General features: G+C 68.8%; 12 protein-coding genes and 1 tRNA gene. 5 read left to right on the top strand and 8 right to left on the bottom strand.

The features are described from left to right. Nucleotides 1–182 precede the first annotated feature (182 nt). From ACWIHT_RS13450 to ACWIHT_RS13430, 5 genes are all read right to left on the bottom strand, one after another. The gene (locus ACWIHT_RS13450) at nucleotides 183–1,070 is read right to left on the bottom strand and encodes a glycoside hydrolase family 19 protein (RefSeq protein ID WP_456167581.1); all 888 of its coding nucleotides are present in this window, start codon (nucleotides 1,068–1,070) and stop codon (nucleotides 183–185) included. A 227-nt stretch (nucleotides 1,071–1,297) separates the two neighbouring features. Next, on the bottom strand, nucleotides 1,298–3,631 hold the full coding sequence (locus ACWIHT_RS13445; RefSeq protein ID WP_456167579.1) for a penicillin acylase family protein: 2,334 nt from the start codon (nucleotides 3,629–3,631) through the stop codon (nucleotides 1,298–1,300). Between the two features lie 229 nt (nucleotides 3,632–3,860). Further along, complete coding sequence (locus ACWIHT_RS13440) at nucleotides 3,861–4,880, bottom strand: DNA-directed RNA polymerase subunit alpha (RefSeq protein ID WP_019073061.1); 1,020 nt, start codon at nucleotides 4,878–4,880, stop codon at nucleotides 3,861–3,863. A gap of 174 nt (nucleotides 4,881–5,054) precedes the next feature. After that, a tRNA-Leu gene (locus ACWIHT_RS13435) sits at nucleotides 5,055–5,142 on the bottom strand. A 157-nt stretch (nucleotides 5,143–5,299) separates the two neighbouring features. Then, nucleotides 5,300–5,764, bottom strand: coding sequence for a MarR family winged helix-turn-helix transcriptional regulator (locus ACWIHT_RS13430; RefSeq protein ID WP_456167577.1), 465 nt, complete (start codon nucleotides 5,762–5,764; stop codon nucleotides 5,300–5,302). Nucleotides 5,765–5,837: 73 nt separating this feature from the next. Here ACWIHT_RS13430 and ACWIHT_RS13425 point away from each other — a divergent pair, with 73 nt between their 5' ends. After that, nucleotides 5,838–6,785: an LLM class flavin-dependent oxidoreductase gene (locus tag ACWIHT_RS13425; protein ID WP_456167575.1), complete on the top strand. Its 948-nt coding sequence runs from the start codon at nucleotides 5,838–5,840 to the stop codon at nucleotides 6,783–6,785. A 41-nt stretch (nucleotides 6,786–6,826) separates the two neighbouring features. Here the strand turns inward: ACWIHT_RS13425 and ACWIHT_RS13420 are convergent, their stop codons facing one another. The 3 genes from ACWIHT_RS13420 to sucC form a co-directional block, all read right to left on the bottom strand. Continuing rightward, nucleotides 6,827–8,389, bottom strand: coding sequence for an aldehyde dehydrogenase family protein (locus tag ACWIHT_RS13420; protein ID WP_456167573.1), 1,563 nt, complete (start codon nucleotides 8,387–8,389; stop codon nucleotides 6,827–6,829). A gap of 118 nt (nucleotides 8,390–8,507) precedes the next feature. Next, entirely contained in the window at nucleotides 8,508–9,470 is a 963-nt protein-coding gene (gene sucD / locus ACWIHT_RS13415) for a succinate--CoA ligase subunit alpha (RefSeq protein ID WP_456167571.1), read from the bottom strand. A gap of 11 nt (nucleotides 9,471–9,481) precedes the next feature. Then, nucleotides 9,482–10,612, bottom strand: coding sequence for an ADP-forming succinate--CoA ligase subunit beta (gene sucC, locus ACWIHT_RS13410; protein WP_456167569.1), 1,131 nt, complete (start codon nucleotides 10,610–10,612; stop codon nucleotides 9,482–9,484). A gap of 178 nt (nucleotides 10,613–10,790) precedes the next feature. Between sucC and ACWIHT_RS13405 the strand changes: the two genes are divergently transcribed. From ACWIHT_RS13405 to ACWIHT_RS13390, 4 genes are all read left to right on the top strand, one after another. Next, complete coding sequence (locus ACWIHT_RS13405) at nucleotides 10,791–12,473, top strand: thiamine pyrophosphate-binding protein (RefSeq protein WP_456167567.1); 1,683 nt, start codon at nucleotides 10,791–10,793, stop codon at nucleotides 12,471–12,473. 11 nt (nucleotides 12,474–12,484) lie between these two features. Further along, nucleotides 12,485–13,717 (top strand): formyl-CoA transferase, encoded by a 1,233-nt coding sequence (gene frc / locus ACWIHT_RS13400; protein ID WP_456167565.1) that lies wholly within the window; start codon nucleotides 12,485–12,487, stop codon nucleotides 13,715–13,717. A gap of 4 nt (nucleotides 13,718–13,721) precedes the next feature. Then, complete coding sequence (locus ACWIHT_RS13395; RefSeq protein WP_456167563.1) at nucleotides 13,722–15,866, top strand: acetate--CoA ligase family protein; 2,145 nt, start codon at nucleotides 13,722–13,724, stop codon at nucleotides 15,864–15,866. Between the two features lie 119 nt (nucleotides 15,867–15,985). After that, nucleotides 15,986–17,374 (top strand): OFA family MFS transporter, encoded by a 1,389-nt coding sequence (locus ACWIHT_RS13390; protein WP_456167561.1) that lies wholly within the window; start codon nucleotides 15,986–15,988, stop codon nucleotides 17,372–17,374. Nucleotide 17,375 lies beyond the last annotated feature (1 nt).

Genomic DNA, 17,375 nt, shown 5'->3' with positions numbered 1-17,375 from the left:
TCTCGCTGCGAACAACCGCAGCTTGCGCGGCGATCCGTCCCAGCCGCCAGGACAGTCGGGGGAAACGGGAAGCTGGAACGCTCGCGCAGGGTTTGACCTGCGGGAACGTATCCTTCCTGGAACGCGTGGACGGGACGGGCACCGGCCGTTGGAACGGTCCGGCCGGTGCCCGTGCCGCACGTTCAGCAGTAGAGGTTGCCGCCCGGGGTGGTCCCCAGGATCGAGGTGAAGCGGTTGTAGGCGTCCACGCGGCTCTGTACCTGGGCGGGGCTCTTGCCGTCGCACTCCACCGAGCCGTTGATGCTGCGGATGGTCTGGCCGAAACCGGCGCCGTTGACGATCGCGTTGTGCGGGGTCATGGAGCCGGGGCCGCTCTGGGTGTTCCAGTACCAGAGCGCGGTCTTCCAGGCCACCGCCGAGTCGTTCTGTACCAGCCAGGGGTTGTTGAGCAGATTGATGCCCAACGCGTCCCCGGCCGCCTTGTAGTTGAAGTTCCAGCTGAGCTGAAGCGGACCGCGCCCGTAGTAGGCGGACTGACCGGCCGGGCAGCCGTACGACTGGCTCCAGTCGCAGTACGTCGGGTAGTTGGCGGTGTTCTGCTCGACTATGTACACCAACCCGCCCGTCTCGTGGCTGACGTTGGCGAGGAAGGCGGCGGCCTCCTGTTTCTTCGTGGTGTCGCTGCCGGTGTTGGCGAAGCCCGGGTAGGCGCTGAGGGCGGCGGTGAGACCGCTGTACGAGTAGAACGAGTTCCGGCTCGGGAACATCTGGTTGAACTGCGCCTCGCTGACGACGAAGTTGCCGACGGGCGTGCCCGAGCCGCCGTCGCAGGCGTACGGCTCCCAGAACCAGGTGCTGATGACCGGGTCGTAGCCCGGGTTGTCGTGCTCGGCGATGTACGCCTTGCCGTCGGTGTAGCGGACGATGTTGCCGGTCACGTACGACTGCCCGGCCACCCAGTTGGGATAGCTGGAACAGGACGCGGCGGACGCGGCGGCGGGGAGGACCACGGGCGTAAGGCTACCGAGGACGAGTGCGGTCAGTACTGCGGCGATGCGGCGTCTCGACACAGGGTTCAACTCCTCTGTGGAGCACGGCCGTACCCCGCCAAGGGCAGGGCGGAGCGGAGCCTTTGTGCGCACGGGCCGGTCGGACCGGTCACGGCGTGGGGGGCGGCCGTGGTGGGGGGATGACGCCCCCACTGAACCGTATTGGTCTGTACCAGTCAAGGGTATAGACCAGTCAACCCCGCTTCCGGGCAGCCGAGTTGCGACCGGCCCGTGCCGCGCCGACCGCGTCACCTGCGCAGAGTCGTCACCTCCAGGCCCGGGGCGGCGGCGATCTGCGCGCGGGTGAATCGTTCGGTGACCCACTGCTTGCGCGAGAACAGCCGTGTCTGGTCCGAGAAGTGGGGTGACGTCGGGTTCGCGGACTCTCCGTAGGTGAGGAGGGTGTGGGCGCGCGGCCCGGCCGGGGTCAGTTCGACGGTCATCAGGAAGCTGCTGCCGAAAGCGCCCGCGGTCGGGGTGCCGGTGCCCGAGTCGGGCCCCGCCTCCACGACGTCGAAACAGCCCACGTCGCAGCCGGGCAGCGGGATGCCGGCCCATTTCTGTACGGCGCCGAGTTCGACGTCGACCGGGAGGTCACGGGCGGCCAGGTCCTGGACGGCGTCGGCGAGGGCGCGTTGGACGCGCGGGTCGTCGCCGTTGAATCCCCTTGGTGTGGTGAGGGGTTGGGCGGGGTCGTAGGGGACGCGGCGCCAGGTGTCGGGCGGGCCGCCGTCGAGGAGGCGGTTGTAGAACGTGCTCCAGAGCACGATGCCCCGGCTGGTGGTGTCGGCGCGGGTGTCCCAGCGGGCGAGGGTCGCGCACGCCTGCGTCACGTCGACCTGTGTGCCGTCCGTGGCCGTCGGGTTCGGGTGGGCGCGGCACATGGCGACGATGCCGTCGCGGCCCCGCTCGGCCGACAGGACACGGTTGCCGAACATCGACGCGCCGAGGGTGTCCTCGGTGAAGCCGGGAGCGCCCAACCCGTCCGTTCCGTCCCGGCGTTGGGCGATCATGCCCAGTCCCAGCTGGGCCCGCCCGTCGAGGTGTGGATCGGTGTCGTACGCGCCCGGGAGGCCGGTGATCGGCGCCTCCGGATTGACGTACTGGGGACCGTTGTTGGAGTTGGCGACATAGTCGCCGCGCACCGACTTCGGCTGGTGGGAGGGGCCGTAGACGCCGGGCACGAGTGCGTCGGGGTCACTGCCCCAGGCGCAGGCCGACGTGGAACCGTCCAGGGCGGTGGGCCCTTGGTCCGCCGCGACTGTGCAGCGCTTCAGTTGCTCGTCGGTGAGGTGCGGGACGGCCGAGGAGTCGGTGAAGTACGTGCCGCCGCTGGTGTCGGCCGCGAGGGTGTAGGTCCATGGGACGCCCTGGAACGTGTCCTGGGCGGCGCGGAGTTGACCGAGAGTGCGTGCCTTCCCCATGGCCAGCCAGGTGTTCAGGGAGCGCAGGTTGTCGGCGTTGGCGTCGCGGATCGCGTAGGCGGTGGTCGTGGTCCAGCCGGACGACAGGACGGGGCCGAACCGCGAGGTGTACAGCGTCCGTTCGACGGTCGACAGTCCACCGTCCGCGCCCCGTACGGCAACCGGGATCGTACGGCGCTCCATGGGAACGGCCTTGCCGTCGAGCAGATAGCTCGTCGGGTCGCCGGGCACGAGCTTGAGGGCGTAGAAGGAGCCGTGCTGGGCATCGCTCGCGGTGTGCGTCCAGGCGAGGGTGCGGTTGTGGCCGATCTCCACCAACGGGGTGCCGTAGAGGCCGGCGCCGGACACGTCCAGGGTGCCGGGGATCGTCAACTGCACTTGGTAGAAGCGGAAGTTGCCCTCGGCCCAGGGCAGGTGCGGGTTGGCGAGCACCATCGCGTTGCCGGTGCGGGTGGCGTCCCGGCCGAGCGCCCAGCCGTTGCTGCCGACGTCGGCGGAGGCGAGGCCGAGACCAACGAGGCCGCTGCGGGAGGAGGTTGTCGCGGCCGTCGAGGGGGCGGAGGCGGTCGGGGGTTGCGCGTCGCCGATGTCCGGGGCCAACGGCACTGTCTCGGTCACCCTGTTGACGTCGTAGACGACGTTCCACAGGTCGAGCGCGGTGATCGGCCGCACCCAGGGCTTGCCCTTGCAGCGCGCGTCCGGGAGCCGGTCGACTCCGGTGTCCCGGAGATAGCGGTTGTACCCGGCGGCGTATCCCTCGACCATCCGCCGCAGTTCCGTCGTGGGCCCCAACGGCGCTTTCTTGTCGAGCAGTTGGCGCACTGTCCCGGCGCGCAGCTGTCCGCCGTAGTAGGTGTCGCTCGCGAGGTCGGCGCCCGTACCGGAGTCTCCGTCGGGCCCGAAGAACCGGGACCGTTCACCCCGCAACGTCACTATCTGGTCGGCGAGTTCGCAGACGTTGTCCTGCGCGAACGCGTACCCGTAGCCGTAACCGAGTCCGTCGAAGTCCTGGGCCAGGATGTGCGGTACGCCGTACTCGGTCCGGCTGATGCGGACCGTGTGCCCGCCCTCGGCGACCGTCGTGGTGGCGGACGCGGGGGCGGGCAGCAGGGCCATGGTGGCCGAGGTGAGACAGAGGACGGCCCCCAGCGCCGCCAACCTGCCTGATAACAAACGTCTATGACGCTTCGTCAGTTCTCCGGTTTCACGCATGCCCGCCACCCTGCTGTGCGAACGGCGAGGCGGCATCCCGCCTTCGGCGGATTTACGGGCCGCTCCGTCAGCCTCGGGATGTACACCCTGAGACCCGGCACAGCACGGCGCCCTGGTCGGGCTGCTGCTCGACCAGGGCGCCGGGACTTACCGTTTACACCGTTCCAAGTACTGCCTAGTACTGCTCGGTCTCCACGAACCGCGTGTCCGCGTCGTTGGTGGCGAAGGTGTCGACCGCGGCGGTCGGGTCGAATCCGGGCGGGCTGTCCTTCAGGCCCAGACCCAGACCGGCCAGCTTGGCCTTGACCTCGTCGATGGACTTCGCACCGAAGTTGCGGATGTCCATCAGGTCGGCCTCGGAGCGCGCCAGCAGCTCGCCCACCGAGTGGACGCCCTCGCGCTTGAGGCAGTTGTACGACCGAACGGTGAGCTCCAGCTCCTCGATCGGCAGCGCGAGGTCGGCGGCCAGGGCGGCGTCCGTGGGGGACGGGCCCATGTCGATGCCCTCGGCGTCGATGTTCAGCTCGCGCGCGAGACCGAACAGCTCGACGAGGGTCTTACCGGCCGACGCCATGGCGTCGCGGGGACGCATGGCCTGCTTCGTCTCGACATCGACGATCAGCTTGTCGAAGTCGGTGCGCTGCTCGACACGCGTCGCCTCGACCTTGTACGTGACCTTCAGCACCGGGCTGTAGATGGAGTCGACCGGGATCCGGCCGATCTCCTGGCCCACCTGCTTGTTCTGGACCGCCGAGACGTAGCCGCGACCGCGCTCGACGGTCAGCTCCATCTCCAGCTTGCCCTTGCCGTTGAGCGTGGCGAGGACGAGGTCGGGGTTGTGGACCTCGACACCGGCCGGGGGCGCGATGTCGGCGGCGGTGACCAGACCCGGACCCTGCTTGCGCAGGTACATCACCACGGGCTCGTCCTGCTCACTGCTGACGACGAGCTGCTTGATGTTGAGGATCAGGTCGGTGACGTCCTCCTTGACACCCGGCACGGTGGTGAACTCGTGCAGGACGCCGTCGATGCGGATGGACGTGACCGCCGCACCCGGGATCGAGGAGAGGAGCGTACGGCGGAGGGAGTTGCCGAGGGTGTAGCCGAAGCCCGGCTCCAGCGGCTCGATCACGAACCGGGAACGGAACTCGTCGACGACCTCTTCGGTCAGGGACGGACGCTGAGCAATGAGCACGGGGTGTTGCCTCCATTTTCGGCGCCCACTATTTGACGCCGTAGACCTCAAGAAGGATACGTCGACATCGCTTCAAACCTCGCCGGGGCTGCCCGGTAGGTGAGATGTCATCCGCGGGCCAACCGCACGGCGGCCCTGGCAAGCAGAAAACCCCACGTGAAGTGGGGTCTCCGCTGGTGTCCGAGGGGGGACTTGAACCCCCACGCCCGATAAAGGGCACTAGCACCTCAAGCTAGCGCGTCTGCCATTCCGCCACCCGGACGAGGTGTCTGCCGCCCGACCGGGGGTGTTCCCCGCGGCGACATGGACAACAATACCAAGCTTTCGCAGTGCCTTTCACCTGCATATCCGCCCCCGCGGAACCAGCCCCGGGACGCCTGCCACCTGCGAGGACTCCACCACGACTGACGAACGAACCCCTACGGACACGCGCCGGATTCGGGCACTCGCCCGTCGAGCACCAGGGTCCGCAGCGCCCGTACGAGCGAGGCCGCCCCCGCCTCGTCCAGCGGGGCCAGAAATCGCCGTTCCGCCGCTCGACGGGCCTTCTCCGCCTGGCGCAGGCAGTCCTGCCCCTCGGACGTCAGTTCGACAATGTTCTTGCGGCGGTCCTGCGGACTGCGCCGCCGCACCACCAGACCGTGGTCCTCCAGGCCGTCGATCAGCGACACCATCGTGGTGCGGTCGACCCCGAGCCGCCCGGCGGCCTCGACCTGCGACAACGGCTCCCCCGCGGCGAGCACCACCAGTACGGCCAACTCGTGACCGTCGACACCGTGCGGAGCGAGCGCCTCGGCCGATGCCTTGGCCAGTTTCGCCTGGGCGTGCTTGAGGAGGTAGCCGAGCCGGGACTCCAGGGGGCTGGGGAACTGATCGTTGGCCATTCCCCGACTGTATCCCGACATGAATCTCCCATCTGATCGTCAGTAGTGCTGATGATTCGGTAGGCTGACGGTCATGACGGACGAGACCACTGTGCGCTTCGGGATCAAGACCACACCCATGCATGTGTCGTACGGGGACATCCGCCGGGTCTGGCTGGAGGCGGACGCCGTCCCGGAGATCGCGGACGCCTGGCTGTGGGACCACCTGCTGCCGGTCGCCGGGCCCGAGGACGGACAGATACACGAAGGGTGGACGCTGCTCGGCGCACTCGCCGCCCAGACGGAGCGGCTGCGGCTCGGCCTTCTCGTCACCAGCAACCGTGTCCGGCCGCCGGCCGTGCTCGGCAAGATGGCGTCCACCGTGGACGTGATCTCGGGCGGGCGGCTGGTGCTCGGGCTGGGCGTCGGCGGGACGCATCAGCCGGCCGGCGCCGGGGGAATCCCGGGCGCGAATCCGGCGATCGCGGAGTACGCGGCCTACGGCCTCCCGCTCGTCCCGCCGGGTGAGGGCATCGAGCGGCTGGCGGAGACCGTCGCGATCCTGAAGGGGATGTGGGCCCGGGACGTCTTCGACTTCGAGGGCCGCCACTACCGGCTCCGGGGTACGCGCTGCGAACCCAAGCCCGTCCAACGGCCCGGTCCCCCGCTGCTGATCGGCGGCTGGGGCACCCGGCTGCTACGACTGGTGGCCGAGCACGCGGACATATGGAACGTTCCAGGGCCGCCGCACAACACGGTCGAGTACGTCGCCGAGCGCGCCCGTGTCCTCGACGCGCACTGCGCCGAACTGGGCCGTGACCCGGCCGGGATCACGCGTTCGGTGCAGGTCCTGGTGTCGTACGACGAGCCGGCCACGACCCGGGAGACGGTCGGCCGCCTCGTCGACGCCGGGATGAACCACATCGTGCTGAACCTGCCGCGCCCGTATCCGCAGGGCGTGGCCCGCTGGCTGGCCGACGAGATCATCGCCGGGCGGCACTCGACGGACCCGAGTACCGCCCGGCCACCGGTCACGGCGTGAACCGATACCGACCGGTCACTGCATGAACCGATACCTGCCGGTCATGGCATGAGCTGGTACTCCGGGAAGTTGCCCGGCAGCCGCTCCCCCACCGGTCCGTGTGTCACCGCCCGGACGAGGAGTTCACCGCCGACGAAGGCACCGCGCCAAGAGGCACCGAAGCCGCCGAACAACTCGTCGCGGTCGCCTCGGGAACGCGGCTTGCCGTGCCCGACCTTGAACGCGCGGATCTGCGGGGCGAGTCGGTCGTAGGTCGCGCGGTCGTCGGTGGACAGGGTGGCGACCAGCGCACCGTTGGACGCGTTCATCGCGGCCAGCAACTCCGCCTCCGTGTCGACCAGGACGATGGTGTCGACCGGGCCGAAAGGCTCCGCGTGGTGCAGCGGCGACGACGGTGGCGGGTTGAGGAGCGTGACGGGACGGACGTACGCCGAAGTGTCCTGCCCCGGAAGGAAGTTGGCCTCGGACAGCTTGCCGCGGTGCAACGGTACGGCGCCGCGGTCGATCGCCTCGGCCACCTGGTCGTGGAGTTCCTTGGCCTTGGCCGCGTTGATCACCGGACCGAAGTCCAGCTCGGGGTAGGGGTCTTCGGCGTGCTGGACGGCAAGGGGGTGGCCGACGCGGAGAGTTCGGACCGCGGGGAGGTAGGCGGTGAGGAACTCGTCGAACAGCTCGCGCTGGACGACGAAGCGCGGATACGCGGTGCAGCGCTGCTTGCCGTAGTCGAAGAGCTTGGGGATGATGGCGGTGAGGGTGTCCCAGTCCGTGTGGTTCCAGATGCCCCAGGTGTTGAGTCCTTCCTGTTCCAGGACGTGCCGTTTGCCAAGGTCGGCGACGGCCGTGGCCACCGCCGCCCCGGTGTCGCGCCCGCCGACGAAGGAGACGCAGCCGATCTCGGGCGCCCGGACCAGCGCCTCGGACAGTTCGCCTCCGCTGCCGCTGACGAGGGTGATGGGGATGCCCTCGCGGGCGGCGAGCGCGCAGGCCAGGGTGAGGCAGGCGACGCCACCGTCGGTCGGGGCCTTGGCGATGACCGCGTTGCCCGCCAGCGCCTGTACGAGCATGGCGTGGACGAGCACGCTCATCGGGTAGTTCCAGCTCGCGATGTTCGACACCGGGCCGTCCAGCGGGGTGCGGCCGGCGAGCATCGGTTCGATGCCGTCGACGTACCAGCGCACACCGTCGATGGACCGGTCCACGTCCGCCTGTGCGAGCCGCCAGGGCTTGCCGATCTCCCAGACCAGCAGCAGCGCGAGGAGTTCGCGGTGCTCGGTGAGGGCGTCGAGCGTGGCGGCGACACGGGCCCGCCGTTCGTCGAGCGGGACGTGCCGCCAGGCGCGGTGCTGGTCGAGGGAGGCGCGTACGGCCTGGTGGGCGGTGGACCGGTCCAGCCGGGGCGGTCCGGCGATGGGGCTGCCGTCGACGGGGGAGGTGGCGGGCAGGGCCCGGCCGTCCCGCTGCCAGGCGGCGTTCCAGAGGTTGAGGACACGGTCGTCCTGGAACGCCTCGGGCGCGACGGCGAGACAACGCCGCCACGCGTCGCTCCAGGACGTGCCCGTCTTGAGGGTCGGGGGGTGATGAAGGGGGGTGAGGGTTGATGCCATGCTTCTGCTCCGCTCTCGGTGCACAGTCGGGGCGGGGTGAGGCAGGAACGGTCCTCCGCACGAACCGTCGTACAGATGAGGCTAGTTGCGCTCCAAGGAGCGCGACAGTGACGTCACCTCAACTATGAGTGACATCACGCGCCGCCTCCCGCACCCCCTCCAGGCGGTTCAGCACCAGCCGGGCGGTCTCCGTAGGCGTACGCCCGACCCTGACTCCCACGGCCTCCAGCGCCTCCCGCTTCGCCGCCGCCGTACCGGAGGAGCCGGACACGATGGCGCCGGCGTGGCCCATCGTCCTGCCCTCGGGCGCGGTGAAACCGGCGATGTAGCCGACGACCGGCTTGGTGACGTGGTCGCGGATGTACGCGGCGGCCCGCTCCTCCGCGTCGCCGCCGATCTCCCCGATGAGTACGACGAGTTCGGTGTCGGGGTCGTCCTGGAACGCGGCGAGGCAGTCGATGTGGCTCGTGCCGACGACGGGGTCGCCGCCGATACCGACACAGGTCGAGAAGCCGATGTCCCGGAGTTCGTACATGAGTTGGTAGGTGAGCGTGCCGGACTTGGAGACCAGGCCGATACGGCCCGGCTTGGTGATGTCGGCGGGGATGATGCCCGCGTTGGCCTGGCCGGGGGTGATCAGACCGGGGCAGTTGGGGCCGATGATCCGGGTGCCCTTCGACCCGGCGTAGGCCGTGAAGGCGACCGAGTCGTGGACGGGGATGCCCTCGGTGATGACGACGGCGAGGCCGATGCCCGCGTCGGCGGCCTCGGTCACGGCGTCCTTGGCGAAAGCGGGCGGCACGAACACGACGGTGACATCGGCTCCCGTCGACCGTATACCGTCGGCGACCGACCCGAAGACGGGGACAGGGACAGGGACAGGGACGGCCATGGGGGCACCTCCCAGGCCGTTCAAGCACTGGGGGACCTCGAAGTCGACGGTGCGGCCCGCCTTGCGCGGGTTGACGCCGCCGACGACGTTCGTGCCGGCGGCGAGCATCCTGCGGGTGTGCTTCATGCCCTCGCCGCCGGTCATGCCCTGGACGAGGACCTTGCTCTCCTTGGTGAGGTAGATCGCCATGTCCCCGCTCCTCAGCGTGCGTTGGCGAGGTCGGCGGCGCGGCGGGCGGCGCCGTCCATGGTGGTGACCTGCTGGACCAGTGGATGCGCGTGCCCGTCGAGGATCGCCCGGCCGCGGGCCGCGTTGTTTCCGTCGAGCCGGACGACCAGCGGCTTGGTCAATCGGACCGTGTCCAGCGCCCGCACGATGCCGTCGGCCACCGCGTCGCATGCGGTGATCCCGCCGAAGACGTTGACGAACACCGACTTCACGGCCGGGTCGGAGAGGATGACGGAGAGCCCGTCGGCCATGATCTGGGCCGAGGCCCCGCCCCCGATGTCGAGGAAGTCGGCCGGACGGGCACCACACCCCGCGACCACGTCGAGCGTCGACATGACCAGGCCGGCGCCGTTGCCGATGACGCCGACCTCGCCGTCGAGCTTGACGTAGTTGAGCCCCTTCGCGGCTGCCGCGGCCTCCAGCGGATCGTCGTGTACCGCGCCCTCGGCACCCCAACGGGCCTGCCGGAAGCGGGCGTTGTCGTCGAGGGTGACCTTGCCGTCGAGGGCGAGGATCTGCCCCTGCCGGGTGCGCACGAGAGGGTTGACCTCGACGAGGAGGGCATCCTCGCGGACCAGCACCTCCCACAGTCGTACGAGGACGTCGACGGTCTGCGGTGGCAGCCCGGCCGCCTCGGCGATCTCGGCCGCCTTCGCCGAGGTGACGCCTTCGGCCGGGTCGATGTGCATACGGGCGACCGCATCCGGTCGACGGGCGGCGATCTCCTCGATCTCCATACCGCCCTCCGCGGACGCGATCGCGAGGAAGCGGCCCGCCGCCCGGTCGAGGACGTAGGAGACGTAGAACTCGCTCTCGATGTCGACGGGTTGGGCCAGCATCACCGTGCCGACGGTGTGGCCCTTGATGTCCATGCCGAGGATCTGCCGTGCGGTCAGCTCGGCGGCGGCCGGGTCCGCGGCGAACTTCACCCCACCCGCTTTGCCTCGCCCACCGGTCTTCACCTGGGCTTTCACCACCACCCGGCCGCCCAGCCCACGGGCGATCCCGCGCGCCTCCTTGGACGAGGAGGTGACCTCGGCCCGGGGCACCAAGATGCCGTGTTCCGCGAAGAGTTCCCTTGCCTGGTGCTCGTACAGGTCCATCTCGGCTCCTGCCTGCTGTGTCTGTCCGGGGAGCGATCCCAGTCCCCCGAAAAGTGCCGCACGCCCCCTGGACACCACCCACCGGATGCGGGATAACAAGTTTCATACAGTATTCGTCGACTGTATGCAATGTACCGCGAGAGCCTTCCAACCCCCTACGAAGGGACAGGACTTCGCCATGCCCGACGACACCCAGGACGTGATTTCCGGTGGTCATCTCGTCGCCAAAGCCCTGAAGGCCGAGGGGGTCGACCGCATCTACACGTTGTGCGGCGGCCACATCATCGACATCTACGACGGCTGCGTCGACGAGGGCATAGAAGTCGTCGACGTACGCCACGAGCAGGTGGCAGCCCACGCGGCGGACGGTTACGCACGCATCACCGGTAGGCCCGGGTGCGCGGTCGTCACCGCGGGTCCCGGTACGACCGACGCCGTCACCGGTGTCGCCAACGCCTTCCGCGCGGAGTCCCCGATGCTGCTGATCGGCGGCCAAGGGGCCCTCACCCAGCACAAGATGGGGTCCCTCCAAGACCTGCCGCACGTCGACATGATGACGCCGATCACCAAGTTCGCGGCGACCGTGCCGGACACGGCGCGCGCCGCCGACATGGTGTCGATGGCGTTCCGCGAGTGCTACCACGGCGCGCCAGGACCCTCCTTCCTGGAGATCCCGCGCGATGTCCTCGACGCGAAGGTGGCGGTGAGCAGGGCACGGGTACCCCAGCCCGGCGCCTATCGCGCCTCGACCCGCTCGGCCGGCGACCCCGAGGCGGTCGAGAAGCTCGCCGACCTGCTGGTCCACGCCGAGAAGCCGACGATCCTGTTGGGCAGTCAGGTGTGGACAACTCGCGGCACGGAGGCGGCCATTGACCTCGTCCGCACCCTCAACATCCCCGCGTACATGAACGGCGCGGGCCGCGGCACCCTCCCGCCCGGCGACCCGCACCACTTCCAACTCTCGCGCCGGTACGCCTTCTCCCACGCCGACGTCATCGTCATCGTCGGCACGCCCTTCGACTTCCGCATGGGCTACGGCAAGCGGCTCTCCCCCGACGCGACCGTCGTGCAGATCGACCTCGACTATCGCACCGTCGGCAAGAACCGGGACATCGACCTCGGCATCGTCGGCGACGCGGGGCTCGTACTGAAGTCCGTCGCGGAAGCGGCCTCGGGACGTCTCAACGGCGGTGCTTCCAGGCGCAAGGAGTGGCTCGACGAGCTGCGCGCCGTCGAACAGGCCGCGATCGAGAAGCGGTTGCCGAGTCTGCGGTCGGACGCCGCACCGATCCACCCGTACCGCCTGGTCAGCGAGATCAACGACTTCCTCACCGAGGACTCCATCTACATCGGCGACGGCGGCGACATCGTCACCTTCTCCGGGCAGGTCGTGCAGCCCAAATCGCCCGGCCACTGGATGGATCCGGGCCCGCTGGGCACGCTCGGCGTCGGCATCCCCTTCGTCCTCGCGGCGAAGCAGGCACGGCCCGACAAGGAGGTCGTCGCGCTGTTCGGCGACGGCGCGTTCTCCCTCACCGGCTGGGACTTCGAGACCCTCGTCCGCTACGACCTCCCCTTCGTCGGCATCGTCGGCAACAACTCCTCGATGAACCAGATCCGTTACGGCCAGGCCGCCAAGTACGGCTTGGAGCGCGAGCGGGTCGGCAACACGCTTGGCGACGTCCACTACGACAAGTTCGCCCAGATGCTGGGCGGTTACGGCGAGGAGGTCCGCGACCCCGCCGACATCGGCCCGGCCCTGCGCCGCGCCCGTGAGTCGGGCAAGCCGTCGCTGATCAACGTCTGGGTCGACCCGGACGCGTACGCCCCCGGAACCATGAACCAGACGATGTACAAGTGAGGTGAACGGCCATGACCGCCAGGGCACTTGAGGGCATCCGCGTCCTCGACATGACGCACGTCCAGTCCGGCCCCTCCGCCACCCAACTCCTCGCCTGGCTCGGCGCCGACGTCGTCAAGCTGGAGGCACCGACCGGCGACATCACGCGCAAGCAGCTGCGCGACCTCCCGGACGTCGACTCCCTCTACTTCACGATGCTCAACTGCAACAAGCGCAGCATCACCCTCAACACCAAGACCGAGCGCGGCAAGGAAATCCTCACCGAGCTGATCCGGCGCTCCGACGTCATGGTCGAGAACTTCGGGCCGGGCGCGGTCGACCGTATGGGGTTCACCTGGGATCGCATACAGGAGATCAATCCGCGGATCGTGTATGCGTCCATCAAGGGTTTCGGGGACGGCCCGTACACCAACTTCAAGGCGTACGAGGTCGTCGCGCAGGCGATGGGCGGGTCGATGTCGACCACCGGCTTCGAGGACGGACCGCCGCTGGCCACGGGCGCTCAGATCGGTGACTCGGGCACAGGAGTGCATACAGTAGCCGGGATACTGGCGGCACTCTTCCAGCGCGAGAGCACTGGCCGCGGCCAGCGGGTCAACGTGGCCATGCAGCACGCCGTGCTGAACCTGTGCCGCGTGAAGCTGCGCGACCAGCAGCGCCTTGCGCACGGGCCGCTCGCCGAGTACCCGAACGACGACTTCGGCGACGAGGTGCCCCGCTCGGGCAATGCGTCCGGCGGCGGCCAGCCCGGCTGGGCGGTCAAGTGCGCGCCGGGCGGCCCGAACGACTATGTGTACGTCATCGTGCAGCCGGTCGGCTGGCGGCCGCTCACCGAGCTGATCGGCCGGCCCGAACTGGCCGAGGACCCCGAGTGGGCCACACCGGAGGCACGACTCCCGCAGCTCACCAAGATGTTCCAGCTGATCGAGGAGTGGTCGTCCACGCTGCCCAAGTGGGAGGTGCTGGAGCGGCTCAACGCCCACAACATCCCGTGCGGGCCGATCCTGTCGACCAGGGAGATCATCGAGGACGAGTCGCTGGTGGCCAACGAGATGGTCGTGACGGTGCCGCACCCCGAGCGCGGTGAGTTCGTCACCGTGGGCAGCCCCCTCAAGCTCTCCGACTCCCCGGTGGACGTGACCAGTTCACCGCTGCTCGGCGAGCACAACGAAGAGGTCTACATCGGCGAACTCGGTCTCGGCGACGAAGAGTTGCGCCTCCTCAAGTCGAACGGGGTGATCTGACGTGATGACAGAGGACCGACTGCTGAAGGTGCGCGCCCTGCTCGACTCCGTGCGCGCCGAGGGACGGCTCGCGCTGACCGCGCCGGAGGGCAAGGTGATCGCCGACGCGTACGGGATCGCCGTACCGGGCGAGGAGTTGGCGACGGATGTCGACGAGGCGGTGGCGTTCGCGGCGCGGTTCGGCGGGCCCGTCGTGATGAAGATCGTGTCGCCCGACATCCTGCACAAGACCGACGCGGGTGGCGTGATCGTCGGAGTGGAGGGCGCGGCGGACGTACGGGCCGCGTTCCACAGGATCGTCGAGAACGCGCGGGCGTACGACGCCGACGCCCGTATCGAGGGCGTCCAGATACAGGAGTTGCTGCCGCAGGGGCAGGAGGTGATCGTCGGCGCGATGACCGATCCGACGTTCGGGAAGGTGGTCGCGTTCGGGCTCGGCGGCGTGCTGGTCGAGGTGCTGAAGGACGTGACGTTCCGGCTGGCGCCGGTGAGCGCGGACGAGGCGCTGTCGATGCTGGACTCGATCCGGGCGGCGGAGATCCTGCGCGGGGTGCGCGGCGCACCGGCCGTCGACCGGTGGGCGATCGCCGAGCAGATCCGCCGGGTGTCCCAACTGGTCGCGGACTTCCCGGAGATCGCCGAGGTGGATCTCAATCCGGTGATCGCGACTCCGGAGGGCGCGGTCGCGGCGGACATCCGTGTCATCCTCGCCGAGTCGCAGCCGGTAGCCCGTCGACGGTATACACGCGACGAAATCCTGACGACCATGCGCCGCCTGATGGAGCCGACCTCGGTCGCCGTGATCGGTGCCTCCAACGAGCAGGGCAAGATCGGCAATTCGGTGATGCGCAACCTCGTCGACGGCGGTTTCGCCGGCGAGATCCACCCGGTGAACCCCCGTGCCGATGACATCCTCGGCCGCAAGGCGTACAAGAGTGTCACGGACGTTCCCGGTGAGGTGGATGTGGCCGTCTTCGCCATTCCCGCCAAGTTCGTGGCAGCGGCGCTGGAGGAGGTGGGTCGCAAGAACATCCCCAACGCGGTCCTCATCCCCTCCGGGTTCGCCGAGACCGGCGAGGTCCAACTCCAGGAAGAAATAGTGGAGATAGCCGAGCGCTACGGCGTGCGGCTGCTCGGGCCGAACATCTACGGCTACTACTCCACCTGGCAGGACCTGTGCGCCACGTTCTGCACGCCGTACGACGTGAAGGGCGGGGTGGCGCTGACCTCGCAGTCCGGTGGCATCGGGATGGCCATCCTGGGGTTCGCGCGGACCACGAAGACGGGGGTGTCGGCCATCGTCGGGCTCGGCAACAAGTCGGACCTGGACGAGGACGACCTGCTGACCTGGTTCGGCGAGGACCCGCACACGGAGTGCATCGCGATGCACCTGGAGGACCTCAAGGACGGGCGGGCGTTCGTGGAGGCGGCCCGAAAGACCGTTCCCCGTAAGCCGGTTGTGGTGTTGAAGGCCGGTCGTACGGCGGCGGGTGCGAAGGCCGCGGGCTCGCACACGGGCGCGCTGGCCGGCGACGACGCCGTGTACACGGACATCCTGAAGCAGGCCGGTGTCATCCGCGCCCCCGGGCTCAACGACATGCTGGAGTACGCGCGCGGACTGCCTGTGCTGCCAACTCCCAAGGGCGACAACGTAGTTATCATCACCGGCGCGGGCGGCAGCGGTGTGCTGCTCTCCGACGCGGTGACCGACAACGGCCTCTCACTGATGGAGATTCCGCCGGATCTCGACGCGTCCTTCCGGGAGTTCATCCCGCCCTTCGGGGCCGCGGGCAACCCGGTGGACATCACCGGGGGCGAGCCGCCGTCGACGTACGAGGCGACGATCCGGCTGGGACTTGAGGATCCGCGGATCCACGCGCTGGTCCTCGGCTACTGGCACACCATCGTCACTCCCCCGATGGTCTTCGCGGAGTTGACCGCGCGCGTGGTCGCCGAGTTCAGGGAACGCGGCATCGAGAAGCCGGTGGTGGCGTCGCTCGCGGGTGATGTGGAGGTCGAGGAGGCCTGCCAGTACCTGTACGAGCGCGGGGTGGTGGCGTACCCGTACACCACTGAGAAGCCGGTGGCCGTGCTTGGCGCGAAGTACCAATGGGCGCGTGCGGCAGGCCTGTTGGGCGGTGGTTCATGACGTGAGCCGACGCGGGGCCGGCCGACAGTGCGGTCGGCCGGCCCCGGGGACCCGTGCGCACACGAAAGGCATTGGACAGGGGGCGCTGGCCAGACTTTCGACGCAAGGGGCACTGAGCGATGGCAACAACGGACTACTCGACGTCCGTCCCTTTCAGGGAGGTGACGGACCGTCACGGCCGCGTGTACCGCATCGGTGAATCCGATGTCGACATCATGGGCCGCGCGCGCAAATGGATGGTTGTCCTGCCCTGGGTGGGCATGATGGGCATCAGTTCCGCCGAGTACGCGTTCACGTCGGCGGAGGACACGCTCCACGACGCGCATCTGTGGAGCAGTGGGCACATCTTCTGGTTGATGGGCGTCTGGGTGTTCTTCCAGGCGGCCGTGGCCTTCCCGGCTGGGCAGTTGCGGGAGAGCGGCAGACTCCCGGCGCGTACGGCCATGTTGATCGGCGCGCTCGGCACGCTGCTGGGCTATCTGGCGCTGGCGTTCGCGCCGAATGTGCTCGTCGCGTATCTGGGATTCGGTATGTGCAGCGGTATCGGCGCCGGTCTTGTGTATGCGACGTGCGTGAATATGGTCGGCAAGTGGTATCCGGAGCGCAAGGGCGGCAAGACGGGCTTCGTGAACGGCGGATTCGCCTACGGTTCCGTGCCGTTCGTGTTCCTCTTCACCTCGGTGCTGGATCTCGGCAACTACAAGGTGCTGCTCAGCCTGGTCGGCATCGGGCTGTGTCTGGTGGTGGCGTCGGCGGGCTGGTTCTTTCGCGATCCGCCGAAGAACTGGTGGCCCGCTCATGTCGATCCGCTGACGGTGGCCCAAGACCCCAGGATCCGGCGGGCGTTGGAGAAGAATCCGCCGGCGGTGAAGCAGTACACACCCAGAGAGGCAGCCCGTACGCCCGTGCTCTGGATGATGTGGTTCTGTCTGCTGTGCACGGCCGGCATCAACATCTTCGGCATCGCGTTCCAGGTGCCGTTCGGCAAGGACATGGGCTTCGCGGGCGGGATCGTGGCCACGGCGATGTCTCTGAAGGCGATCGTGAACGGCACCGGGCGCGGGGTCATCGGCTGGATCTCCGACCGCTACGGCCGCCGCCACACGCTGATCATCGTGTGCCTCGTGCTCGGCACCGCGCAGTTCGGTGTGCTGGTCTCGGGCCAGATGGGCAGCATGCCGTTCTTCCTGTTCTGCTCCATGGTCTCGGGTTTCGGCGGCGGGGCGATCTTCCCGCTGTTCGCGGCCATGACGGCCGACTACTTCGGTGAGAACAACAACGCCAGCAACTACGGGATGGTCTACAGCTCGAAGCTGATCTCGGGGCTCGTCGGCTCCGGTCTGGGCGCGGTCGTCGTCGGTGAGTGGGACTACCACGGCGCGTTCGTGCTGGCCGGTTCGGTGGGTCTGGCCTCCGCGGTGCTGGCGCTCTTCCTCAAGGCTCCGGGCAGGCCCAGCGCCCGGCGTATCGCTCCCAACCCGCACCCGCTCGGCGAGGAGATGGCGTGAC

The organism is Streptomyces sp. NPDC002276 (assembly GCF_053891435.1).
Note: the sequence above shows the minus strand (reverse complement) of the source record. Positions and strands in the feature narration are given on the sequence as shown.